Source organism: Amycolatopsis sp. Hca4 (assembly GCF_013364075.1).
Classification (GTDB): Bacteria; Actinomycetota; Actinomycetes; order Mycobacteriales; family Pseudonocardiaceae; genus Amycolatopsis.
Map to the genome: position 1 here is coordinate 1,640,552 of NZ_CP054925.1, position 23,179 is coordinate 1,663,730.

The following is a 23,179-nucleotide window of genomic DNA, read 5'->3' on the forward strand; positions in this document are numbered from 1 at the left end:
AGGAGGTTGGCATGGCCGGCAACGAGCTCGGCGAGTTCCTTCGGCACCGGCGGGAACGGCTGCGGCCCGAGGATGTCGGGCTGCCCGTCGGTGGCCGGCGCCGCACGCCCGGCCTGCGCCGGGAGGAAGTCGCGAGCCTGGCGGCCCTGTCGCCCGACTACTATTCGCGGCTCGAGCAGGGCCGGGTGCGGACGCCGTCGGCCGCGGCGCTGGCGAGTCTGGCTCGCACCCTGCGGCTCACCGGTGACGAGCAGGACTACCTGTTCCGCCTGGCCGGGCAGCAGCCACCCGAGCCGCGGTCACCGCTGGCGCACGTCGACCCGGCCATGAGCTACCTGCTGGACGCGCTCGGGCACACGCCGGCCCAGGTGGCCGACGACCTGCTCACCGTGGTCGCGCAGAACCGGGCCGCCGAGCACCTGCTGGGTGTCTGGACCGGGCTGCCCGGTTACCGGTCGAACGTCACGTGGCGCTGGTTCGCCGATCCGGCGTCGCGGGACAGCAACGATCCGGCCGAACACGAACGCATCGGCCGGGCCTACGCCGCCGATCTGCGCGCCGGCATCGCCCAGCGCTCGCCGCGCGACCGGTTCGCGCACGGCCTGGTCGCCGATCTCCTGCAGCGCAGCGACGAGTTCGCCGAACTGTGGGCACAGCAGCACGTCGCGGCGCTCACCTCGGCACCCAAACGCCTCCGGCACCCGCTCGTCGGCGACCTCGACCTGCAGTGCGACGTCGTGCTCAGCCCGGCCACCGGGCACCGGCTCGTGCTCTTCCGGCCCCGCCCCGGATCGGACGCGCACGACCAGATCGCGTTCCTCGACGTCCTCGGCAACCAGAACTTCTCCTGAGTCATCTCCCGGCATTTCGGAAGGAATCCAGTGAACGTCACCGGTAACACCGTTTTCATACCCGGCGCGACCTCCGGCATCGGCCTCGGGCTGGCCCGGCGCCTGCAGGACAAGGGCAACACCGTCATCGTCGGCGGGCGCCGCACCGAACTGCTCGAGCGGATCCGCACCGAGCACGGCCTCGACACCGTCACCATCGACACCGCCGACCCCGCGTCGATCACCGCCGCCCGTGACGAGCTCGCCACCCGCCATCCCGGGCTGGACACCCTGATCACGATGGCCGGCATCATGGAGCCCGAGGACCTGCGCGACCCGGCCGCGCTGGACGTCGCCGAGCGCACCGTGGCGGTCAACCTGCTGGGCCCCATCCGGCTGGTCCACGCGTTCCTGCCCGGACTGCTGGCCCGGCCCGCCGCGACCGTCATGACGGTGACCTCCGGTCTGGCCTACGTGCCGCTGCCGGCCACGCCGACGTACAACGCGACCAAGGCGGCCGTCCACTCCTTCACCGAAAGCCTGCGGGTGCAGCTGACCGGCAGCGACGTCCAGGTGATCGAACTGGTGCCGCCCGCCATCCGCACCACGCTGATGAACCAGCAGGACTCCGAGGTGGCGATGCCCCTGGACGACTTCCTCGACGAGGTCATGGCCCTGCTCGAAGCCGGCCCGAAGGCCGAGCAGATCCTCGTCGAGCGCGTGAAGTGGCAGCGCAACGCCGAGGCGGAGGGCCGCTACGCCGAAGTCCTGGACGTGCTCAGCGGCCGCTACCGCTCCTGACCACCCGCCGCGGCCGGATCCGACGGGTGCGTGGCCAGCGGGGTGACCTCGATCTTCATGAACGGGTACAGGGGCAGGCCCGAGAGGATCCCGTGCAGCTCGTCGTTCGAAGCCACGTCGAAGACGCTGAAGTTGCTGTAGCGCCCCACGATCCGCCAGAGGTGCACCCACACGCCCGCGCGCTGGAGCTCCAGCGCGCGGGCCTTTTCGGCGGCCACCCGGTCGGTGACGTCCAGCCCCGGCGGGATCGCGACGTCCATCCGCACGTGGAACAGCATCTCAGCGCCTTTCCAGGCGGCGCACCGCCGCCAGGTCGAGTTCGATGCCCAGGCCCGGGCCGTCCGGCAGGTGCAGCTCGCCCTCGGCGTAGCGCAACGGCGTGGTCAGCAGCTCTTCGCTCATCAGCAGCGGCCCGAACAGCTCGCTCCCCCACGTCACGGCCGGGGTGGTGCAGGCCAGCTGCAGCGTCGCCGCCGTCCCGACCGGGCTTTCGATGGACGTGCCGGCGTGGCACGGGATCCCGGCCGCGGCGGCGACCTCGGCGATGGCCCGGGTCGCACGCAGGCCACCGGACTTGGTGGTCTTCAAGGAAAAGATGTCGGCCGCGCGGGCTCGGGCCAGCCGGAGCGCGTCGCCCGGGGTGCGCAGGCTTTCGTCGGCCATCACCGGGATCGGCAGGGCGCGGTTGATCTCGGCGAGTGCTTCGACCTCCGCCCCCGGCACCGGCTGCTCGACCAGGTCGACGCCCGCGTCCGCCAGCCGCGGCAGGTGCTTCAGCGACGTCAGCAGGTCCCACCGCGCGTTGAGGTCGACCCGCACACTGGCCACCCCGACGAGCTTTTCGGCCACCGCGCACACCCGCGCGACATCCTCGGCCGGGTCGAGCGCGCCCATCTTCAGCTTGAAGCTGCGGTGGCCGGCGTCCAGCTTCGCGAGGGCTTCGTCGGCGACGACCGGCGCCGGTTCGGTGCCCAGCGCCCAAGTGACCGGCACCGACCGCCGGGCGAGCCCGCCCAGCAGCGTGTGCACCGGCACCCCGAGCGCGCGGGCCCAGGCGTCGTGCAGGGCCACCTCCACCGCCGCTTTCGCGTAGAGGTTGGCCGCGACGACGTCGCCGAGATCGCGCAGGATCCCGGCGACGTCGTCCACCTCGCGGCCGAGCAGGACCGGCGTGAAGTAGCGCGCCACGACGAGCCGCATGGTTTCCGCGGACTCGCCGCCCCACCACGGGCCGCCCGGCACCACACCCTCGCCGACGCCGACGGCGCCGCCGCGGGTGTGGACGAACACCAGCAGCACCGGCTGCGCGGCCATGCCGGTGCGGGCGAAGCGGTGCGGACGGCGCAGCGGCACGTCCAGCAGCACCGTCTCGACACGCTCGATCCCCAGGTCGGTCATCGATCCTCGTTTCGGCAGCAGGGAGGCGGGACGTCAGGCGCGTTCGAGCACGAAGTCGTAGCTCGCGCGCAGCCGGCCGTCACCGGCAGGCTGCGGGTCGAGCACGAGCTCCGGCTTGGTGGCTTCGGCGACGTCGCTGTCGAGCCATTGCCCGCCCTGGAAGTACAGCTGGGTGGTGATGGTGCGGTGGCCCGGCGCGCGCACCATCAGGTGCAGGTGGGCCGGGCGCCACGCGTGCCACCCGGCGGCGGCGATGAGCTTGCCGGTCGGGCCGTCGGTCGGGATCTGGTACGGCGCCGGCTGGACGGTCGTGATCTCGAACCGGCCCTCGCCGTTGCTCACGACGACACCGCGCAGGTTGCCCGCCGGGATGTCCGGCGCGAAGCCCGAGTAGTAGCCGTCGTCGTCGGCGTGCCAGATGTCGAGCTCGGCGCCGGCGACCGGGGCGCCGTCGACGTCGCGGACCTGCCCGGCGAAGACCAGCGGAGTCCCCTTTTCGCTGGAGCGCATCGGCAGGCTCGCCTGCCACGGCAGCTTCTCCTGGTCCGGCAGGTAGTACGGGCCCTGGATGCTGCCCTTCGTGCCGTCCTGGGTCCGGGCGGCGACCTCCTCGACGACGTGCTCGACGAACACGTCGAGGAACAGCGGCCACTCACCGCCTTCGCCGACGTCCATCAGCCACTGCTTTGCGGCCTGGAACTCCGGGTAGGTGACGTCGTGGTCGCGGATCGCCTGGTGGACCCCGTGCAGCACGGCGCGGGCGACTTCGTCGACGCGTTCGGGCGGGACGTCCCGCGTGGTGCGGGCGGCCGCGCGGAAGGCGGCGCTGGCGGAGCTGCCCGAGCCCGCCGCGGTGGGTACGTGTTCGGTGGTGGTCATGCGCGGTCCTTCGTCAGCGGGAAAGGTCAGCGGGAAAGGGAGGTGGCGCCGGGGTTGTAGAGGTCGGGGACGGTCCAGCCGTCGAGGTCGTACTCGGCCATGCACTGCTCGGCGAAGCCCTTCATCGCCTCGGCCGAGCCGGACTGCTGGGCGGCGAACAGCAGCTCGGCGCGCACGCCTTCGTGGTTGCCGGAGTAGTTGCGCTCGTAGAGCTCGTGGCGCCCGCCGAACTCGCTGCCGATCGAGTCCCAGATCAGCTTCATCAGCTTGACCCGCTCGACGGCGCTGTAGCCGTGGGAGCCGCGCACGTACTGGTCGAGGTACGGGCGGATCTCCGGCGAGGAGAAGTCCTTCGCCGACGACGGCAGGTAGATCAGCGCGGACCCGAGGTCCTGCAGGATGATCTCGCGGATGCGCGGGTAGCCGAGCGTCATGAACCAGCGGTAGGCGAGGCCGTAGTCCAGGTGCGGCAGGACGGCGCCGTTCTTCCACTCGTCCGGGTTGGCGGCCATCGCGTCCGAGAGCGCCCAGAACATGTTGCGCCAGCCGACGACCTCGCCGACGCGGGTCTGGATGCCGCGGAAGTCCTTGGTGCCGGTGACTTCCACGCCCTTCATCAGCAGCCCGGCGATGAAGTCGAGCTTGACGGCCAGCCGCGCGACGCCGTGGAAGGTGAAGCGGTGCAGGAAGCCGGAACCGGGGAAGAACGTGCTCGCCTTCTCGGCGTCGCCGTAGATGAAGACGTTCTCCCACGGGATCTTCACCTTGTCGAGGATGAAGATCGTGTCGTTCTCGTCGAACCGGCTCGAGAGCGGGTAGTCGAACGGGCTCGACGTCGCGTCGGCGACGTTCGAGTAGGAGTTGCGGCAGATCAGCTTCATGCCCGGCGCGCCCATCGGCACCGTGCAGACCAGCGCGAACTCGCGCTTCTTGATCGGCAGGCCGTAGTGGGCGATGAAGTTGTAGTTGGTGATGGCCGAGCCGGTCGCGACGACCTTGGCGCCCGAGACGATCAGGCCGTCGTCACGCTCTTCTTCGACGTGGATGAACAGGTCCTTGACGTCGTCGGGGTTGCGGTCGCGGTCCACCGGCGGGTTGATGATCGCGTGGTTCCAGTAGAGGACCTTCTCCTGCGACTCGGCGTACCAGCGCCGGGCGTTGTCGGCGAAGGGCTCGTAGAAGTCGGAGTTCGCGCCGAGCGTGCCGAGGAAGGCGGCCTTGTAGTCCGGGCTGCGGCCCATCCAGCCGTAGGTCATCCGGGCCCAGGCGACGATCGCGTCCCGGTCGGCGAACAGGTCCTCTTTGGACTTCGGCGTGCGGAAGAACGGGTGGGTGAAGCCGCTGCTGCCGGTGTCGGTCGGCGCGGTGAGCACGGACTGCCGGTCCGGGTCGTGCAGGGCGTCGTAGAGCCGCGCGGTCATCCGCACCGAGTTGCGGAACGCGGGGTGCGTGGTGACGTCGTCGACCTTGTCCCCGTAGATGAACACCTCCCGGCCGTCGCGGATGGACTCGACGTACTCGTCGCCGGTCATCGGCCGGGTCGTGCGCACCTTGGCGGGTGCGTCGTGCTCTTGGATGGTCATCGGGCCAACCCTTCGTCGGTGAACGGGTTCAGGAAGCTGCTGCGGTGAGCGGGGCGAATTCGGCGGCCGAGCCGAACCAGCCGAGGTCGGGGCAGTCGACCGAGGCCGACCAGTGGGCGTGGCCGCGCGGGCCGAGTTCGCGGAACCCGCCGGCGAAGAACAGCAACGGGTCGGCGTCGCCGGTTTCGAGGTGGGCGACCTCGCCGATGACGATGAGGTGGTCACCGCCGTCGTAGGTCCGCCACGGACGGCACGAGATGGTGGCCGCGGTGCCGGTCAGCACCGGCGCCACCACGCCTTCGGCCCACGCCGGCGCCCGGTCCTGGGGCCGGCCGGCGAAGTGCCATGCCGTGTCGAGCTGGTCCGCGGCGAGGACGTTGACGGCGAACGGCGCGCCGTCGAGGTAGCGGCAGGCCTTCGACCGGCGCGTCAGCGTCACCTGGCACAGGGCCGGCTCCAGGGAGACGGCGGTGAAGGCGTTCACCGTCGCCCCGTGGGGTTCGCCCTGGTCGTTGCGGCAGGTCACGACCGTGACGCCGGTGGCGAAGCGGCCGAAGGCGTCGCGGATTGCACGCTGGTCGAGCGTCATTGCCCTTACCTCCTGTACGCTTTGCGTACATCATGAACGCTATGCGGACACGTTAAGGAGAGTCCCCCGGCGCGTCCGCGTTGTCAAGACGGCCGGTGCGGAAGGATGGGGCGATGGAGACCGACCGCGACTTCATCCAGAGCATCGAGCGGGGCTTCGCCGTGCTGATGGCGTTCGACGCCGAGCGCGCGAACCCGACGCTCGCCGAGCTGGCTTCGGCGACCGGCCTGTCCCGCCCGGCCGTGCGGCGGATCCTCCTCACCCTGCAACGGCTCGGGTACGTCCGCGGCGACGGGCCGCGCTGGTCGCTGACCCCGCGCGTGCTCAGCATCGGCCAGCACTACTCGGCTTCGCACGGCATGATCGAGACCGCCCAGCCGCGGCTGCTGAGCCTCGCCGAGGAGACCGGCGAATCGGCGTCACTGGCCGCATTGGACGGTGCCGAGGTCGTCTACGTCGCCCGCGTCCCGGTGCGGCGGATCATGAGCATCAACGTCTCGATCGGCACGCGCGTACCCGCCCACGCGACCTCGATGGGCCGGGTCCTGCTGGCCTGGGCGCCACCGGCGCTGGTGGACGAGGTCGTCGCGACCGGCCTGCCGAGGTTCACCGCGCGGACGATCACCGACGAAGACGGCTTCCGGAAGGCGCTGCGGACCGTGCAGGACCAGGGCTGGTCACTGGTGGCCGAGGAGCTGGAAGAGGGCCTGCTGTCGGTGTCCGCGCCGGTGCGCGACGCGAGCGGCGCGGTGGTGGCCGCCCTGGCGTCGTCGACGTCGAGCGGGCGCTCGGACGTGGAGAAGCTGCGCCAGGAGGTCGTGCCGCTGGTGGTCCGCACGGCGGCGCGGATCAGCGCCGACCTCGGGCATCGCGTCGCCCCCGGCTCCGGCCGCGAAGGGTTCTTCTAGGGCGTGTCTGACAAATATTTCGGTGGGTTGCTGGGATGCTGCTGGTCGTGTCGCGGTTTCAGTTGCTCTCGGATGATCAATGGGCGTTGATCGAGGACTTGCTGCCGGTCCGCACCGGTCAGCGTGGTCGTCCGTTCTCGGATGCGCGGGCGATGGTCGAGGGATCATCTACCGGTATCGGTGCGGGATCCCGTGGCGGGATGCGCCGGCGGTGTTCGGTCCGTGGCAGACGATCTGGACCTGGCATCGCCGGATGGCCGGTGACGGCACCTGGGACACCGTGCTGCAACGCCTGCTCACCCACGCGAACGCGGCCGGTCTGGTCGACTGGTCGGTGTCGATCGATTCCACGATCGCCCGGGCGCATCAGCACGCCACCAACATCACCCGCCCCACAGGGGGCTGGGTCGAACTACACGGAACTGCTGACCGAGTCGCCTGACCACGCCATCGGCCGTTCCCGCGGCGGGTGGAGCACCAAGGTGCATCATCTCGTCGACGGGCACGGCCGGCCACTGGTGGCTCTGGTCGGTCCTGGCCAGGCCGGGGACGCGCCGATGTTCCCGCATCTGATGCGGCATCTGCGCATCCGCCGGGCCGGGCGTGGTCGGGCCCGCACCCGGCCCGATCGGGTTCGCGGCGATAAGGCCTACTCCTCGAGAGCGATCCGCGGGCATCTGCGCGCCCGCGGCATCGTCGCAGTGATCCCCGAGCCGGCCGATCAGGCCGGGCACCGCAAACGCCGCGGTTCCCGCGGCGGCCGCCCACACGCGTTCGACCCGGTCGACTACCGCGGCCGCAACGTGGTCGAACGACAGTTCAACCTGCTCAAACAATGGCGTGGCTTGGCCACTCGCTACGACAAGTTGGCCATCGTCTACCGATCAGCGGTCGTCCTGCACGCCGCGATCACCTGGACCAAAGCATTGTCAGACACGCCCTAGCTGTATGTGGCCATTAGGTTGGTGGCAGTCGGCTGGTGGGTGGGTGGCCTCCGAGTGCGCTGTGGCGGCGTTGAGTGTTGTAGTGCTCGAGCCAGGGTGCAAGGGCTGCGGTGCGTTGGGTGTTGCTGGTGAAGGCTTGGCGGTAGGCCCATTCGGTTTGCAGGGTGCGGTTGAGGCGTTCGACTTTGCCGTTTTGCCAGGGACAGTGGGGTTTGATGAACTTCTGCCGGATGCCGTGCTCGGCGCAGACCGCACGCAGTGACCAGCGGTAGGCCCAGGCGTTGTCGGTCATCAGCCGTTCGATCCGGGTGATGCCGTGGCCGGCGAAGTAGGCGATCGCCCGGGTGAGGAAGCCGGCGCAGGTTGGCCCTTTCTCGTCGGGGTGGATCTCGGAGTAGGCCAGGCGGGAGTGGTCGTCGACCAGGGAGTGAACGTAGTCGTAGCCGATCTTGGTGCTGCGGTCGCGGGTGGCTTCCCGCTGGGCCCGGCCGTGGGCTCGCCAGCCTCCGCCGTCGGGGATGCGGCCGATCTTCTTGACATCCATGTGGACCAGCTCGCCCGGCTGCTCGCGCTCGTAGCGCACTGCCGTGGTCTTGCTGGCCCGGATCACCTGCCCGGTGATCGGGTCCAGCGCGGCCAGCCGCGGGATCTGGTGGCGGGCCAGTACCCGTGACACCGTCCGTGCCGGGACACCCAGTTCGCAGCCCAGCCAGGCCGGTCCGCGGCGTTCACGCTGCCGCAATGCGACGATCCGCGCTTCGAGCTCGTCGCTGGTCCGTCGTGGTGAGGTATGCGGGCGTGAGGATCGGTCCCGCAGACCGGGCTCGCCCTCGGTTGCGTAGCGGTCCAGCCAGGTCTTCACGCATTTGCGGGAGATCCCCATCGCGGTGGCGATGTGTGCTTGCGGCCATCCGGCTTGGTGACGCCGGACGATCAGCAACCGGCCCAGAAAGGTGGTCCGGGCGTTACGGTGAGACACGAGAGCCTCCGGTTGGCGTGGGTCCTAGACAAGCCACACCTCAACCGGAGGCTCTCCTCACGTCAACCACGACCCACCGCCACCAACGTCCTGGCCAAGTACACCTAGCCGCGTCCGGCCGTGCCGCGGATGCCGTCCCACAGGACGCGTTCGCCGCCCGCCGGATCGCCGACCTCCGGTGAGCACTCGCCCTTCGGTGCCGCGGGACGCCTTCCGTGGTCACGGGATCAGCAGCAGTTTCCCGGTCGTCGCCCGCGATTCGAGGTCCGCGTGGGCCTTCGCCGCTTCGGCCAGGGGGTAGCGGCCGCCGATCCGCACGGTCAGCTCGCCCTTCTCGACCAGCCCGAACAGCTCGGCCGCGTGCCCGACGAGCTCCTCGCGGGTCTCGATGTGGTCGGGCAGCGTGCCGTAGGTGAGGCGGGTGCTGCGCGGGATCTCGTTCATCGCGATGGTCGGCACGTCCCCGATCAGCGGCCCGTAGAACACCATCGTGCCGTGCGTCCGCAGCACCTTCAACGAGCCGGCGAACGTCGGGCCACCCGCGCCGTCGAACACCGCGTGCACGCCCGCACCACCGGTCAGGTCCAGCACCGGCTCGACGAACGCCTCCCCGGTGGAGATCAGGACGTGATCGGCGCCCGCGGCGGTGGCGACCGCGACCTTCTCCGGCCGTGAGACGAGGCCGATCACCGTGCCGCCACGCGCCTTGATCAGCTGGGTCAGCAGCAGCCCGACCCCGCCGGCGGCGGCGTGCACGAGCGTGATGTCCCCGGGCTGCACCGGGTGGCAGACCGTGCAGTGGTGGTGGGCGGTCAGGCCCTGCAACAGCACGGCGGCCGCGGTTTCGTCGTCGATGGCGTCCGGCACCGCGACGACCTGGGCCGCCGGGAGCACGATCTGCTCCGCGTAGCCGGCGTGGGTTTCGATCGCCAGCCACGCCACCCGGTCTCCCGGGGCGAACTCGCCGACCCCTTCGCCCACCGCCGCCACCACGCCGGTGCCTTCCATCCCCGGCACTTCGGCCAGCCGTCCCCGGCGGATCCCGACGTCGAAGAAGTTCACGCCCGCCACCCGGACGTCCACCAGGATCTCTCCCGGGCCCGGCCGAGGCGCCTGCCGCTCCTGCAGCCGCAACACTTCCGGGCCACCCGCTGCACTGATCACGATCGCTTTCATGCGGCCGAAGCTAGGCCGCGAAAAATGTACCTGCAAGTACACTTTTGCCATGACCACGAAGAAGGGCGCGGCCACCCGACGGCGCATCGTCGAAGCCGCCGCGGCCGAGATCCGGGAACGCGGCGTGAACGCCATCACCCTGGACGACGTGGGCCGGCGCAGCGGCACCGGGAAAGGCCAGATGTTCCACTACTTTCCGGAAGGGCGGGAGCAGCTCCTGCTGGCCGTCGCCGAACACGAAGCGGACCGCGTCTTCGAAGGACAGCAGCCGTACCTCGACGAACTCACCTCGCGCGCGGCCTGGGAGGCGTGGCGCGACCTGATCATCACCCAGTACCGCGACGAAGGGCTGTACTGCCCGCTCGGGGTGCTGATCTCCGACGTCGGCCGCTACAGCCCCGCGTCCCGAGCCATTGCCGCGCAACTGGTCCGGCGGTGGCAGGCGTGCGTCCGGGCCGGCATCGAGGCCACGCAGGCGGCCGGCGAGGCCGACCCGGAACTCGACGCCGACCACACCGCCGCGGCCCTGGTCGGCACCATCCAGGGCGGGGTCACCGTTCTGCTGTCCACCGGGTCCACCGAGCACCTGGAAGCCGGGCTGAACCTCTGCCTCGACCGCCTGCTGGTGTGAGCGCCCGGCGGCGGGAGAAGACCCGCCTCCGAGGGCGCCCGGAATTTCGAATTCGAAGCAGTAGACTGCGGCCATGGCCGCTTCGCTCGATCCCGTGCAGCTCGGTACCTACTTCGACCTGATCGAGGTGACCAGCCTGCTGCGCCACGCCGTCGAGCAGCAGCTGAAGGACGCCGGCGACCTCAGCTACGTCCAGTTCCAGCTCCTGGCCCGCCTCGGCGACTCCCCGACGGGCAGCCACCGCATGACCGACCTGGCCGACGGCGTCGTCTACAGCCGCAGCGGACTGACCTACCAGGCGAGCCTGCTCGAGAAGGCGGGCCTGGTCGTGCGCACCCCGTCGCCGGACGACGAGCGCAGCACGGAGGTCACCATCACCGAGGCCGGCCGCACCCGGCTCGCCCAAGTGCTGCCCGGGCACGTCGAGGTGGTCAGCGGCCTGCTGTTCGAGCCGCTCTCCGCCGCTGACGTCGAAACCCTGGCCGCCCTGCTGGCCCCGGTGCGCGACCACATGCGCTCGACCCCGCCCCGCTCGGCGACGTCCCGCCGCCGCGGCCGGCGGGCCTGACGGAAGGCGCGGATCAGCTGCCCGCCAGCAACTGCTCGACCAGCCGCGCCTTGGCGGCCGCGAGGTGACGCCGGTAAGTCCCGTAGGGCACCCCGAGCCGCCGGGCGGCCGCCTTCAACGTGCGGGGAGCCGCGATGTAAGTCGCCGTGAGCACTTCGTGTGCCTTCACCCCCGCCGGATCGACCGGCAGGGCGTCGAGGGCCGTCGTGATGGCCGCGCGCAGGTCCGCCGCTGGGTCGGCCGAGCCCGGCGGGACGAGGGACGACCGCAGCAGCGCGCTGGTCGCAAAGGCCCTCGGGGTGTGCCACATCCGCAGCGCCTCCAGCACGTCCTTCTCGAACGCCGCGCGGCGCCGGTGGTCCTCCGCCGCGCCGGACGGCGGCGTGGCCGGCCACGTGGCCACCGGCGTGGCCACCGTCTGGACCCGGTGCTCCACCCACTGCTCCACCGTCTGCCGCCGCCAGTCCCGGCCGAACACGTACTGGCGCCGGCCGCCGACGTCCACGGCCGCGATCTCGCGCAGACCGGCCTCGAAGAGGTAGTCCCGCCACCGGTCACCGTCTTCGAAGACGGTGAAGGCCACCGCGCGGCCGCGGGTCCGCATCTCCTTCGCGATGGTGCGCCGGCTGATCAGGTCCAGCATGGGCGACGGCCGCTGGTGCCGTCCCGGCTCGACGGCGAACCGCCGGATACCCAGGTGCTCACCCGGCCCCAGCGGCGCGACCGCCGCCACGGCGTCCCAGACCGCCGCGATCACCGGGTCCGCCGCCCGGTCCTCCGGCAGGGACGCAGTCAGCTGCAGGGTGGCCATGAACCCCGCCGGGGTGGCGGACCCGGCGGGGCGGTAGACGCGGAACCCCTCCGGCTGGCGGCGCACCCAATGGGCGACCGCGGCCGCGGAAGCCGGGCCCTCGGTCTCCGCCGCCATGCGCAGCACGGCGGGCACGTCGGCCGGGCGCAGCGGGGTGTCTTCGAGGTGCGGGTGCGCCCGCCAGTCGTACGGGTGCTCAGGGCCGTTCCGGGGGCGGCACAGGAACATCCACTCCGCGACCCGCAGCAGCGCGTCGTCCTCCGTGGCGGCGCGCACCGCCTGCAGGGCCGCGACCGAGATCCGGACGCGGATCTCGTCGTACCGCTCGGGGTCGCGCCAGCGCAGGTCGGCCGCGAGCGTGGCCCGCACGGCATCGTGCGGGTGCAGCCCTTCGGGCGTGGTCTCGATGTAGGGCTGCTGCCGCAGCCAGGAGAACACCGCCGGCGTTTCCCCCTCCCCCAGCACCGCGCGCACCAGCGATTCCCGCGTGACGTACGCCTGGGCGACGACTTCGAGAGCACGCTGGTGGGCCGCGGTGGGCACGTCGCCGACCAGCCGGTCGACCAACGTCGTCAGCACGTCTTCGGTCGGCTCCCACGGCGCGTCCGGCGCCGCGAGCGGCACCGACGCGGCGAGCGAGAGGGCCAGCGGGCTGCCTCCGGCGAACGCGACGAACGCCGGGCGCCGGTCGGCGGGGACACCACGGGCGGCGAGCAGCGCGTCGGACTGCGCGACGTCCAGCGGTGACAGGGCCAGCTCCGCGAACAGCGGCGCCCAGCCCGGGTCCAGCGACCACTCGGCGTCCGGCGCGATCCGGCTCGCCAGGACGACGAGCGCACCTTCGGCCAGCCGGAGCAGGAAGGTGTCGCGCAGCCACGGCTCGAGCGGCTGGCACCGCTCGAAGGTGTCGAGGAGCAGGACGGTGCCCGGCTCGGCACAGGCTGGAACGGCGGCCTCCTCGAGGCGACGCGGATCAGCGTCGAGGAACCGGGCGTCGACGTGCACCACCCGCCGCCCCGCGAGCTCCGCCTGCCGCGCGGCGTGGCGCAGCAGCGAGGACTTGCCGATGCCGCCGGGACCGTGCACGTACGCCACGAGCGGCGCGTCGGCGGCCCCCGACAGCATCCGGTCGAGCACCGCCCGTTCCGGCTCCCGGCCCACCAGCGCCCGGCTTCGCGCCTCGGCCAGGCGGCCCGCCAGACCCGTCGTACCCACCCGACCTTCCTCCACCCAGGCCCAGAAGAGCCGGCACTGTTCATCAGAGCTGACTCTGCTGAACAGTAGCAGCTATGATCAACGCTCGTGGAGGACGAGCGCGAGGCCAGTGCCCCGTCGAGCAGGCGGAGCGAGTACGCCCGGCTCACGCGCCAGGCCATCGTGGACGCGGCACGCGACCTCTTCGTCCGCAAGGGATACTTCGACACGAAGGTCGAAGAGATCGCCCGGGTGGCCCGGGTCGCTCCGGCCACCGTCTACGCGGTCGGCGGCGGGAAACACGGACTGCTCCGGACGCTGGTCGAGTCCGGCACCACGGGCGAGGACGTCGCGGCCATCCTCGCCCGGATCGCGTCGATCGACGAGCCACGGGAGCTGGTCGCCTTCGTCGTGCACGCCTCCCGGGTCGAGTTCGAGCGGTGGTCGGACCTGATGCGGCAGGTGGTCGCCGCCGCCCCGCAGGAACCGAGCGTGCGCGAGGTCCTCCGGATCGCGCACGACAGCATGCGCAGCGGACTGGCCTTGACCGCCCGCCGGCTGGCGGAGCTGGGCGCGCTCCGCGACGGCGTGGACGTCCGCCACGCCACCGATCTGCTCTGGCTGCACCTGTGCAACGCGGCCTACTTCATCCGCACCGACGACCTCGGGTGGCCGCTGGACACCTCCGAGGCCTGGCTCAACGAGACGTTGCCCCGCGCCCTGCTCGGCTGAGCGCGGGGAACCCCGGCGCCGGTCAAGCCGGCCGGACGGCCTCGACGTGCGCGGCCAGCCAGGCGCGGAACGTCTGCAGGCGCGGGTTGAGCGCCCGGACCGCGGCCAGGTCGCGCGCGGCGACGAAGTCACGCTCGCCTTCGACGTAGAACTGGAACATGTTGCCGAACTCGTCCCCGGCGGGCAGGCCGAGCGCGCGGAACTCCCCGGGCGTGAGCGGCCGGTAGCCGACCGGTTCGCCCAGTGCGTCGGCGAACGCGGCGGCGTACTGGGCGCCGGTCAGGTGCTCACCGGCGATGCTCACGGTCTTGCCCACGTACTCGTCGCCCGCGGCGAACACCCCGTCGGCGGTGCGGCCGATGTCCTCGGCCGCGATACCCGGCAGCCGGGCTTCGCCGATCGGCAGGGTGAGCACGAGCCTGCCGTCTTCGCCCCGCACCGGCCCGGAGCCCTGGGTGAAGCCCTCCCAGTAGAACGTGCTCCGCAGGTAGGTCGTCGGGACACCGGAGTCGCGGAAGAAGGCGTCCGCTTCGGCCTTGGCGTCGAAGTGCGGGACCGTGTAGCGGTCCTGCAGCACCGGAACCCGCCGGTCGGCCACGGGAATGACCTCGCGGGTGTCCTCGAGGGTCGACCAGACGACGTGGGCGACCCCGGCCCCTTTCGCGGCGCGGGCGGCGGTCGCGGCCTGGGCCAGTTCGACGTCGGCGGACATGGATTCCCAGAAGTTGGTGACCACGTAGGCGCCGTGCGCCCCCTCGAACGCCTTGCGCAGGGACTCCTCGTCGTCCAGGGTCGCCTCCACCACTTCGGCGCCGCGCTCGGCGAGCGCGCGGGCTTTCGGCGAGTCCGCGTTCCGGGTCACCGCCCGCGCGGCGAAGGGCCCGTCGGGGTCGTCCAGGATGGCCCGGACGAGTCCCCCGCCCTGCGCACCGGTCGAACCCAGTACCGCGATGATCTTCTTGTCGCTCATGACTTTTCCTTCGTGGTGCCGGGCGTTCAGATCGACTTCAGCACCCGGACGCGGTCGGCGACGGCCCGCCGGGCGACGTCGGCGCCGAAGGCGATCGAGTCGAACTCGTGCGGGACGCCCGGGTGCAGGTGGAATTCGACCGGCACCCCGGCGCGGCCGAGCTTGGCCGCGTAGGCGAGGTCCTCGTCGCGGAAGACGTCGAGCTGCCCGACTTCGATGTACGCGGCCGGGAGGCCGGTGGCGTCCTCGAGCCGGGCCGGCGCCGCGGTCGCCGGGACGTCGGGGCCACCGGCCGCGTCCCCCAGCAGCGCCGGCCACGCGGTGCGGCTGTCGTCGTAGGACCACAGCACGTAGGGCGCGATGTGCGGGTCGGGGTGGGCGCACGGTCGTCGAGCATCGGCATGACGAGGATCTGCCGGGCGATCCGCGGGCCGCCGCGCTCGCGGGCGAGGATCGCCAGCCCCGCGGCCATGCCCCCGCCGGCGCTGTCACCCATCACCCCGATCCGCCCGGGGTCGACCCCGAGTCCGTCGGCGTGCTCGTGCAACCAGCGCAACGCGGTGTAGGCGTCTTCGAGCGGCGCGGGGAACGGGTGCTCCGGAGCCCGGCGGTACTCGACCGACAGCATCGGCACCCCGCTGGCGGACACGTACCGGGAGACCGGCCCGTCGAACAGGTCGATGTGGCCGAAGATGTACCCGCCGCCGTGGAAGAACAGCACGGCGGAGCCCGGTGCCGCGCCTTCCTTGACGTACCAGCGCATCGTGATCCGAGCGCCGTCTTCGGTGATGGCGTGGTACTCGGTGGTCTTGACGTCGTCCGGGATCGGCTGGGCCGTTCCCGCGGCGCCGATGATCGGCTCCCACAGGGCGCGCCGTCCCGCGACGTCCCCCACCGCCGGCGGCGGTGTCTCGGCCATCGCGCCGGCCATCGGGGCCAGCGCCTCGGCCAGTTCGGGGTCCAAGCTCAGTGCCATGATCGCTGCTTTCTCAGGTTGTCGTGATCGGGATGCGGGCAGGCGTCAGGCGGCAGGCGGGACGACGACGACCTTGCCGTGCACCGCGGGCCGGGCGTGCAGGGCGGGCAGCTCGGCCAGCGCGACGCGCTCGGCGACCTCGACGCGCAGTTCCCCGGCGTCGACCAGTGCCACCAGCTGCGCCAGCTGACCGGCGTCACTGCGGACGAACAGGTCGATGCCCCGCACGCCGCGCTCGTCGTCGCCGGGCGCCGGCATCCACACGGTCGTGTTCACCAGTGCACCGCCCGGCCGGACCAGGGTGAGCAGCGCGGCCAGCTCCGCCGGGTCGACCGGCGCGAGGTTGAGCACCAGGTCCACGGGCTCGGACACGGCGGCGGTCACGGAGCCGGCGGTGTGGTCGACCACCTCGTCCGCGCCGGCCGCCTCGACCGCGGCGCGGCTGCGCGGGCTCGCCATGGCGACGACGTGGGCGCCGGCGCCCTTGGCCAGCTGCACCGCGTAGCTCCCGACCGCGCCGCCGGCGCCGTTGATCAGCACCCGCTGGCCGGTGGTCAGCTTGCCGTGGTCGAACAGGGCCTGCCGCGCGGTGAGACCCACCAGCGGCAGCGCGGCGGCGTCGGCCAGCGGGACGCTCTTCGGCGCCGGCGTCAGCACCTCGGCCGGGGCGAGCACGTACTCGGCCGCCGCGCCGGGCTTGTCCATCGGCAGGAAGCCGATCACCTCGTCGCCGACCGCGACGTTGCCGACGCCCTCGCCCAGCGCGTCGACCGTGCCGGCGACGTCGAGGCCGGGGGTGTGCGGCAGGGCGACGGGGATCGGTCCCTGCATGAACCCGCCGCGGATGTTGCCGTCGACCGAGTTGAAGCTCGTCGCGGCCACCCGGACCCGCACCTGCCCGGCGGCGGGCACCGGGAGGGCGACGTCTTCGTAGCGCAGGACTTCGGGCGTGCCGTACTCGTGGAAACGCACTGCCTTCATCGGACTCTCACTCTCGTCTACTGCTTCGAATTCGAAGCATCTGTGAAGGACAGTACCTCTGCTTCGAATTCGAAGCAAGTGAGGTGGGTCATAGCCCGCCGCGCTCCCGCAGCCTGCCCGGCGCCCCTGCCCGGTCTCCACGTCCGGCCGTGCTCACCCGGGCCCAGCACTGCCCACGTGGGCACTCCGGAGCCTCGGCCGCCACCGCACGAAGCCGGAGCGGTGCCCGCAGCCCGGGACAGCTACCCAGTTACCCCTTCAACCGGTAACGTCGAAGCCATGGCACTCAAGATCGCAGTGATCGGCGCCGGTGGCGTCGGCGGGTACTTCGGAGGCCGCCTCGCGGCGGCCGGGCACGACGTCGGTTTCGTGGCGCGCGGAACGCACCTCGCCGCGCTGAAGCAGGACGGTCTGACCGTCACGAGCGTGGCCGGGGACTTCACGATCGCCCCCGTTCAGGCCACCGACGACCCCGGGGAAATCGGCGAGGTCGACTTCGTCCTGCTGGCCGTCAAGACCTGGCAGCTCGAGGCCGCGATCACCGCGGCCAAGCCGCTGATCGGCCCGGAGACCGCGGTCGTCACGACCCAGAACGGGGTCGATGCGCCGGGACAGGTGGCCGAGGTCGTCGGCCGGAACGCCGTCCTCCCCGGCGCCGTGGAAGTCATCGCCTTCCTCGACGGTCCCGGCCGCGTCCGGCAGCTCGGCGGCGGGAAGCTCACCTTCGCCGAGTGGGACAACGCGCCGAGCGACCGGGTGGCCCGGCTGCGGGCTGCCCTGCAGGAGGCGGGGCTGACCGCCGTGGTGGCCACCGACGTCTGGGCCGCGCTCTGGGAGAAGTTCCTCGCGCTCGCCTCGCTCGGCGCGATCGGCACCGTCACCGACGCCCCCTACGGCGTGCTGCGCGCCCGCGCGGGCACCCGCCGGCTGATCGCGGACAGCATGGCCGAGATCGCGCAGGTGGCACGGGCCAAGGGCATCCGGCTCGCCGACGACGTCGTGGCGGCGGAAATCGCGTTCCTGGACCAGCTCCCGCCGGACGGCACCACTTCGCTGCAGCGCGACATCCGGGCCGGCCGGCCTTCGGAACTGGAGGCGTGGGCCGGCACCGTCGTCCGGCTCGGCCGGGAAACCGGCACGCCGACGCCGGTGAACGACCTGCTCCACGAACTGGCGAGCACCAGGGCCCAAGCCGTCAAAGCCGGGTGACCTGCCGGAGGATCAGCTCGACGCAGCCGGCCGCGGTCACCGCGGCGGTGTCGACGACCAGGTGGTCGCGGTCCCACGGCTCGTACTCCCGCTCGACGACGTCCCGCCACGTCGGCAGCACGAGTCCGGGGATGTCGGCTGCCCGCCCGGTCACCCGGGCGCGGTGCTCGGCCGGATCGGAGCAGACGAGCTCGACTTCGAGGACCCGGTGCCCGGCCCCGCGCCACGCGTCCCTGGTGATCTTCAGCGGGTTCACGCACTCGGCGACGACGGAAACACCGTTGGCGAGCTGGTCGCGGGCCAGGGCGTAACCGGTGACGTACCCGGCCGCCCGCGGTGGCGCACGAAGCTCACCGGAGTCCAGCAGGGCCTGCTCGATCGTGTCGATCCGCAGGTAGGCCGCGCCCAGTGCCCGGGCCAGCGGCCGCGCCACCGTGGTCTTGCCCGTGCCCGGCAGCCCGCCCAGCACGACCAGGACCGCGGACGTCACCCGGCCTCGGCGTACAGCTCGCGGTAGGCCGCGATGTGCCCCCACCCGGTGGTCACGGACTCCGCCGCCAGCACGGCGTGCACGATCGCCCGTGCGAAGGCGTTCGACGCGGCCCCGAACAGCTCCGGGGTCGCGCCGGCGCCGCTCGTGCCGGTGGCCACCGCGAACACCGTGTCCCCGTCGGCGATGCCGTGGGCCGGGCGGATCGCCACCGCCAGCCCGTCCTGGCCCGCGCCCGCCAGGCGGTACGCCGCCCCCGCGTCGAGGGCGGCGTCGGTCGCGACCACGCCGACCACCGTGTTCAACGGGGTCCGGGTGTCCCGGTCGCGGATGGACGCCGCCAGCCGCTCCCGCGCCGCGGCGCGGGCGGCTTCGTCCGGCTCGTACACCGGGAACTCCCGCCAGGCCGCGCCCCGCCGGGACGTCGCCCCCAGTGCGTACCCGTAGGGCAGCCCGGACGCCGGGTCCACCGCGGGGTGGTGGGAATTCAGCACGGCCAGTGCGGCGACGACCGTGCCGTCCGGCAGCACCGCGCTCGCGGTCCCCACGCCCCCTTTCATCTGGGCGCTGACCGCGCCGGTTCCGGCGCCGACGTTGCCCTGCGCCACCGGGCCGCCGTCGGCCGCTCACCGGGGTCCTTGCGCAGCTCCCACGGGCCGACCCGCTCGCCGGCGTGGTCGAGGGCCCAGACCGCGAACCCGGCGTTCGTGAGTGCCCCGGCCAGTGCCTCATAGCTGCCGATGTGCTCGCCGAGGCCGTGGAAGAACACGACCAGCGCCTGGGGTTCCGCCGGCGTCCAGTGTCCATAGTGGATCTTGCCGCGGCTTCCGGTGAACTCGGCCGTCACTGCCCCTCCAGTCCGTGCGCCAGGTCGGCCAGCAGGTCGTCGACGCCTTCGAGGCCGACCGACAGCCGGACCAGGCCCGGGGTGACCCCGCTGGCCCGCTGCTGCTCGGCGTCCAGCTGGGCGTGTGTCGTGGAGGCCGGGTGGATCACCAGGCTGCGCACGTCCCCGATGTTGGCGAGGTGGCTGAACAGCCGCAGCCGGTCGACGAACCGGCGTCCGGCCTCGAGACCGCCCTTCAGCTCGAAGGCGACGACCGCGCCGACACCGAGCGAGAGGTACCGCTTGGCCGTGTCGTGCCACGGGCTGCCGGGCAGCCCGGCGTAGTGCACCGCCTCGGCTTCCGGGTGTCCGGCGAGCCACGCAGCCACTGCCCTGGCGTTCTCGACGTGCCGCTCCATCCGCAGCGACAGCGTCTCGATGCCTTGCAGGAGCAGGAAACTGTTGAACGGCGAGACCGCCGGGCCGAGGTCGCGGACGAGCTTGGTGCGCAGCCGCAGGGCGTAGCCGAGCTCGCCGAACTCCTCGGCGAACACGAGTCCGTGGTAGCTGGGATCCGGATTCGTCAGCTGCGGCCAGCGTCCGGGCTCGGCGGTGTAGTCGAACTTCCCGCCGTCGACGACGATCCCGCCGATGCCGGTGCCGTGCCCGGACAGGAACTTCGTCGTCGAGTGCACGACGACGTCCGCGCCGTGTTCCAGTGGCCGCGCGAGGTAGGGCGTCGGCACGGTGTTGTCGACGACCAGCGGCACCCCGGCGGTGTGGGCGACCTCGGCGACCGCGCCGATGTCGAGCACGTTGCCGCGCGGGTTGCCGATCGTTTCGGCGTACAGCGCTTTGGTCTCGGGCCGAATTGCGGCGCGCCATGCCGCCAGGTCGTCGGGGTCGCGCACGAAGTCGACCGCGATGCCGAGGTCGGCGAAGGTGTAGGCGAGCAGGTTGTACGTGCCGCCGTAAAGGCTCGCGGCGGCGACGACGTGGTCGCCGGCGCGGGCGATGTTCAGCAGCGCCAGCGTCGACGCGGCCTGGCCGCTGGCCACCGCGACCGCGGCCACCCCGCCTTCGAGGTCGGCCAGCCGTTCCTCGACGACGGCGGTCGTCGGGTTGGACAGCCGCGTGTAGGCGTGCGTCTCGAGGTCCCGCAGCGCGAACGCCTCGGCGGCGTGGTGCGCGTCGGTGAAGGTGAACGACGTGCTCTGGTAGATCGGCGTCGCGCGGGCGCCGGTCGCCGGGTCCGGGCGCGCGCCGGCGTGGATCTGGCGGGTCTCGAACGCGGTCATCCGCGCTCCGCCAGGACATCGGACCACCAGCGCTCGGCGACCTTCGGGTGCGAGCGCAGCCAGCCGACCAAGGCGTTCTCCCCGAAGGCGGCGTGCAGCGGGTTGTCGGCGTCCTGGCTGACACCCTTGGCCCCGGCCGCCAGCTCCGCCGGGAGTTCGAGGGGTTCCACGACGGCGTCGAGCCGCGGCCCGAGGAAGAACGGCACGGAGAACCGCTCCACCCCGGCGGGCGGGCTGACCACGCGGTGGTGCGTCGCCTTCAGATAGCCCTGGGTGGCGATCTCCAGCATCTCCCCGATGTTGAACACGAAGCTGCCGGGGATCGGCGTGGCGTCGATCCAGCTGCCGTCGGCCGCCCGCACCTGCAGGCCGCCGACGTCGTCCTGCTGGAGCAGCGCGAGGTAGCCGTAGTCCTTGTGCGCGCCGACACCCTGGTCCTGCTCCGCCGACGGCCGTCCCGGGTAGCGGACGATCTTGACGTGCGTGGACGCTTCTTCGTCGAACCACGCGTCGAAGTAGCCCTCGTCCTGCCCCAGCGCCGCGGCGAGCGCCCGCAGCACCTCACGGCTGACGCGCAGGGCCTCGGCCTGCCAGGCCAAGGTCGTCTCCCGCAGTCCGGGAAGCGCCGACGGCCACTGGTTGGGACCGATCAGCCGCCGCCACGCCGGTCCGCCGGACGCGACGGGCTCGCGTTCGGGGCCGATGTCGATCTGTTCCCGCCAGTCGGGGGTGCCGCCGGTGTACTCGTGGCCGGTGCGCGTGTAGCCGCGGAACTGCGGCGAGTGGATGTTCTCGATCGCGAGCCGCTCTTCGACCGGCAGCGCGAAGAACTCCTTGGCCACGTCGAAGATCCCGCGGGTCAGCGCGTCCGGCACGCCGTGCCCGACCACGTAGAAGAAGCCGACCTCGTGCGCTGCCCGGCGCAGCTCGGCGAGGAACGCGACCCGGTCGGCGGCGGGGTCGCGGAAGCGCGAGATGTCGATCAGCGGCAGAGCGGTGGCCGCCCCGGATTCGTCGAGCGTCGTCACGTCCGGCAGCCTAAGCCGCCCCGGCAGGCGGAACGGGGGTTCCCACATCGCGGACAACGCCGCTGCCGGCGCCATGGCCGCAGCACGCGGGCCGGCGTGGGTGACGAACGGGCACCGGTCGGCTATAGCGGCGTTGTCGCGCCTCGGGAGGGTGGTTGCCCCACGGGTGAGCCGGTTGCGGACCGGCAGGCGGTGGCCGAGCTCGCGCCCGACGAAACCGCGTCCGGCGGGAGAACCCGTTCCCGCTCCCGCCGCAGTGGTTCGCGCTCCTGCTCCTGGTGGCCGCGATCGGGGTGCAGCTGGTGGCCGGGCCGACTCGACCGCGGCGCGCTGCGCGGGAGGCACGTCCGCGCTGAATCGGCTCCTTGTCCCGCGACACCACCGTGCGCGGCCGCGTCCGCGTGCTGTTCGGCTTCCACCCCGGTCCCGCGCACCGCCGCCGCGCGCTGGCCGAGTCGTGGCCACTGTGGACGATCGACCTCGTCGACGCGTTCCTGCTGAGCGCGGTCACCGGACTCGCGTGGCCGAGCGTCATGTACGTCTTGCGGGGCGAGACGTTCTTCGACCCCCGCGTCGCTGCTGGCGCTGTGGCCGCTGACCGGGATCGTCGGTGCGGCCTTGGCCACCCCGGTGGTGGACCGGGCCCGGGACGGGCGCACGGGCGGCACCGGCCCGTCAGTGGTCCTGGGCATCGGCCCCCGTCATCGCGCCGGCGGGCAGTCTGCTCCGGCACGCGCGCCCCGCGGCGGCACTGCGCCGGCGAGGCCGTGCGGGATGCGGGCGACGGCTGCGGCGACCGTCGCCAGGTCTTCGTTCGAGAACCCGGTGCGGCTCAGCACGGCCAGGGATTTGTTCGTGGCCAACGTGCACAACGCGAGTTCGGCCGCCTCCGGCTCGTCGGCCCCCGCCGCCAGCAAGGCCTGCTCCAGCATGGCCCGCAACGCGTCGATCAGGCCGCGGACCATCGCCTGGCTCTCCGGGTCGAGGGCCGGGAACTGGGTGGCCGACACCGTGACCAGGCAGCCGTCCGGGACCGTCGGATCCGCGATGCGGTCGAGGGTGACCTGCAGGTAGGCGGCCATCACGGCACTCGGGTCCGGGTGCGGGCCGGCCAGCGCCCGCTCGTACCGCGGGTGGTAGGTCTGTGCGTACCGCTGCAGGCTCTCCCGGAACAGGGCGCTCTTGTCGCCGAAGGTGCCGTAGAGCGAGCTCCGGCCGAGGCCGGTGCCCTCGGTCAGGCGGTCCATCGAGGCCTCCGAATAGCCCCAGCGCCAGAAGACGTGCATCGCGCGGCGCAACGCCTCGTCCACGTCGAATTGCTTGCGGCCTGCCATGGTTCCTCAGCCTACACATCTTGCACCGATCGTTCCATCATGGC

At 72.2% G+C, this 23,179-nt stretch carries 24 protein-coding genes and 2 pseudogenes; 8 read left to right on the top strand and 18 right to left on the bottom strand.

Annotation, left to right across the window (positions count from 1 at the left end; genetic code table 11):
* The first annotated feature begins 11 nt into the window (after positions 1-11).
* Positions 12-851 (top strand): helix-turn-helix transcriptional regulator, encoded by an 840-nt coding sequence (locus HUT10_RS07140; RefSeq protein WP_176170439.1) that lies wholly within the window; start codon positions 12-14, stop codon positions 849-851.
* Positions 852-881: 30 nt separating this feature from the next.
* A complete protein-coding gene (locus tag HUT10_RS07145) occupies positions 882-1,631 on the top strand; it encodes an SDR family oxidoreductase (RefSeq protein WP_176170440.1) in 750 nt (249 codons plus the stop codon).
* Here the strand turns inward: HUT10_RS07145 and HUT10_RS07150 are convergent.
* The 5 genes from HUT10_RS07150 to HUT10_RS07170 are packed head-to-tail and all read right to left on the bottom strand — an operon-like array spanning position 1,619 to position 6,080.
* Entirely contained in the window at positions 1,619-1,909 is a 291-nt protein-coding gene (locus HUT10_RS07150; RefSeq protein WP_176170441.1) for a muconolactone Delta-isomerase, read from the bottom strand. The two genes, HUT10_RS07145 and HUT10_RS07150, sit on opposite strands and share 13 nt — an antisense overlap.
* Position 1,910: 1 nt before the next feature.
* Positions 1,911-3,029: a muconate/chloromuconate family cycloisomerase gene (locus tag HUT10_RS07155; RefSeq protein WP_176170442.1), complete on the bottom strand. Its 1,119-nt coding sequence runs from the start codon at positions 3,027-3,029 to the stop codon at positions 1,911-1,913.
* Between the two features lie 33 nt (positions 3,030-3,062).
* The gene (gene catA, locus HUT10_RS07160) at positions 3,063-3,908 is read right to left on the bottom strand and encodes a catechol 1,2-dioxygenase (protein WP_176170443.1); all 846 of its coding nucleotides are present in this window, start codon (positions 3,906-3,908) and stop codon (positions 3,063-3,065) included.
* A gap of 26 nt (positions 3,909-3,934) precedes the next feature.
* Complete coding sequence (locus HUT10_RS07165; protein ID WP_176170444.1) at positions 3,935-5,491, bottom strand: 4-hydroxyphenylacetate 3-hydroxylase family protein; 1,557 nt, start codon at positions 5,489-5,491, stop codon at positions 3,935-3,937.
* Between the two features lie 28 nt (positions 5,492-5,519).
* Positions 5,520-6,080: a flavin reductase family protein gene (locus HUT10_RS07170; RefSeq protein ID WP_176170445.1), complete on the bottom strand. Its 561-nt coding sequence runs from the start codon at positions 6,078-6,080 to the stop codon at positions 5,520-5,522.
* 113 nt (positions 6,081-6,193) lie between these two features.
* Here HUT10_RS07170 and HUT10_RS07175 point away from each other — a divergent pair, with 113 nt between their 5' ends.
* Together HUT10_RS07175 and HUT10_RS07180 are read left to right on the top strand one after the other, a co-directional pair.
* Complete coding sequence (locus HUT10_RS07175) at positions 6,194-6,988, top strand: IclR family transcriptional regulator C-terminal domain-containing protein (RefSeq protein WP_176170446.1); 795 nt, start codon at positions 6,194-6,196, stop codon at positions 6,986-6,988.
* Positions 6,989-7,023: 35 nt separating this feature from the next.
* Positions 7,024-7,932 (top strand): annotated as a pseudogene (locus HUT10_RS07180) (IS5 family transposase).
* A gap of 13 nt (positions 7,933-7,945) precedes the next feature.
* Here HUT10_RS07180 and HUT10_RS07185 read toward each other — a convergent pair.
* Both HUT10_RS07185 and HUT10_RS07190 read right to left on the bottom strand, forming a co-directional pair.
* The gene (locus HUT10_RS07185) at positions 7,946-8,911 is read right to left on the bottom strand and encodes an IS481 family transposase (protein WP_176170447.1); all 966 of its coding nucleotides are present in this window, start codon (positions 8,909-8,911) and stop codon (positions 7,946-7,948) included.
* A 219-nt stretch (positions 8,912-9,130) separates the two neighbouring features.
* Positions 9,131-10,087: a quinone oxidoreductase gene (locus HUT10_RS07190; RefSeq protein ID WP_176170448.1), complete on the bottom strand. Its 957-nt coding sequence runs from the start codon at positions 10,085-10,087 to the stop codon at positions 9,131-9,133.
* A 49-nt stretch (positions 10,088-10,136) separates the two neighbouring features.
* On the opposite strand from HUT10_RS07190, the gene HUT10_RS07195 reads away from it, so the two are divergent.
* Both HUT10_RS07195 and HUT10_RS07200 read left to right on the top strand, forming a co-directional pair.
* The gene (locus HUT10_RS07195; RefSeq protein ID WP_176170449.1) at positions 10,137-10,718 is read left to right on the top strand and encodes a TetR/AcrR family transcriptional regulator; all 582 of its coding nucleotides are present in this window, start codon (positions 10,137-10,139) and stop codon (positions 10,716-10,718) included.
* 73 nt (positions 10,719-10,791) lie between these two features.
* Positions 10,792-11,286, top strand: a complete 495-nt coding sequence (locus HUT10_RS07200; RefSeq protein ID WP_176170450.1) for a MarR family winged helix-turn-helix transcriptional regulator — start codon at positions 10,792-10,794, stop codon at positions 11,284-11,286.
* 13 nt (positions 11,287-11,299) lie between these two features.
* On the opposite strand, the gene HUT10_RS07205 is transcribed toward HUT10_RS07200, so the two are convergent.
* The gene (locus HUT10_RS07205; protein ID WP_254896730.1) at positions 11,300-13,312 is read right to left on the bottom strand and encodes an ATP-binding protein; all 2,013 of its coding nucleotides are present in this window, start codon (positions 13,310-13,312) and stop codon (positions 11,300-11,302) included.
* A gap of 87 nt (positions 13,313-13,399) precedes the next feature.
* Between HUT10_RS07205 and HUT10_RS07210 the strand changes: the two genes are divergently transcribed.
* Positions 13,400-14,023, top strand: a complete 624-nt coding sequence (locus tag HUT10_RS07210; protein ID WP_176170451.1) for a TetR/AcrR family transcriptional regulator — start codon at positions 13,400-13,402, stop codon at positions 14,021-14,023.
* Positions 14,024-14,045: 22 nt separating this feature from the next.
* Here HUT10_RS07210 and HUT10_RS07215 read toward each other — a convergent pair whose 3' ends face one another.
* The 4 genes and pseudogenes from HUT10_RS07215 to HUT10_RS07225 form a co-directional block, all read right to left on the bottom strand.
* Positions 14,046-14,993 (bottom strand): NmrA/HSCARG family protein, encoded by a 948-nt coding sequence (locus HUT10_RS07215; protein WP_176170452.1) that lies wholly within the window; start codon positions 14,991-14,993, stop codon positions 14,046-14,048.
* 26 nt (positions 14,994-15,019) lie between these two features.
* On the bottom strand, positions 15,020-15,343 hold the full coding sequence (locus HUT10_RS50615) for an alpha/beta hydrolase fold domain-containing protein (protein ID WP_254896731.1): 324 nt from the start codon (positions 15,341-15,343) through the stop codon (positions 15,020-15,022).
* Positions 15,344-15,414: 71 nt separating this feature from the next.
* A pseudogene (locus tag HUT10_RS52085) lies at positions 15,415-15,969 on the bottom strand (alpha/beta hydrolase); the annotation flags it as partial.
* Positions 15,970-16,014: 45 nt separating this feature from the next.
* Positions 16,015-16,950, bottom strand: coding sequence for an NADP-dependent oxidoreductase (locus HUT10_RS07225; protein ID WP_176170453.1), 936 nt, complete (start codon positions 16,948-16,950; stop codon positions 16,015-16,017).
* Positions 16,951-17,229: 279 nt separating this feature from the next.
* On the opposite strand from HUT10_RS07225, the gene HUT10_RS07230 reads away from it, so the two are divergent.
* Positions 17,230-18,159 (top strand): 2-dehydropantoate 2-reductase, encoded by a 930-nt coding sequence (locus HUT10_RS07230; protein ID WP_176170454.1) that lies wholly within the window; start codon positions 17,230-17,232, stop codon positions 18,157-18,159.
* Here the strand turns inward: HUT10_RS07230 and HUT10_RS07235 are convergent.
* The 6 genes from HUT10_RS07235 to HUT10_RS07260 all read right to left on the bottom strand — a co-directional run bounded on the left by HUT10_RS07235 (position 18,146) and on the right by HUT10_RS07260 (position 23,135).
* Complete coding sequence (locus HUT10_RS07235) at positions 18,146-18,649, bottom strand: AAA family ATPase (protein WP_176170455.1); 504 nt, start codon at positions 18,647-18,649, stop codon at positions 18,146-18,148. The genes HUT10_RS07230 and HUT10_RS07235 overlap by 14 nt on opposite strands.
* Complete coding sequence (locus HUT10_RS07240; protein ID WP_176170456.1) at positions 18,646-19,257, bottom strand: P1 family peptidase; 612 nt, start codon at positions 19,255-19,257, stop codon at positions 18,646-18,648. Before HUT10_RS07240 ends, HUT10_RS07235 begins: the two co-directional genes overlap by 4 nt.
* Entirely contained in the window at positions 19,206-19,496 is a 291-nt protein-coding gene (locus HUT10_RS50625) for an alpha/beta hydrolase (RefSeq protein ID WP_254896733.1), read from the bottom strand. The genes HUT10_RS07240 and HUT10_RS50625 overlap by 52 nt, the downstream gene beginning before the upstream one ends.
* Entirely contained in the window at positions 19,493-20,773 is a 1,281-nt protein-coding gene (locus HUT10_RS07250; protein ID WP_176170457.1) for a bifunctional o-acetylhomoserine/o-acetylserine sulfhydrylase, read from the bottom strand. Before HUT10_RS07250 ends, HUT10_RS50625 begins: the two co-directional genes overlap by 4 nt.
* Positions 20,770-21,801, bottom strand: coding sequence for an isopenicillin N synthase family oxygenase (locus tag HUT10_RS07255; RefSeq protein WP_176170458.1), 1,032 nt, complete (start codon positions 21,799-21,801; stop codon positions 20,770-20,772). Before HUT10_RS07255 ends, HUT10_RS07250 begins: the two co-directional genes overlap by 4 nt.
* Positions 21,802-22,502: 701 nt before the next feature.
* A complete protein-coding gene (locus HUT10_RS07260) occupies positions 22,503-23,135 on the bottom strand; it encodes a TetR/AcrR family transcriptional regulator (RefSeq protein ID WP_176170459.1) in 633 nt (210 codons plus the stop codon).
* Positions 23,136-23,179 lie beyond the last annotated feature (44 nt).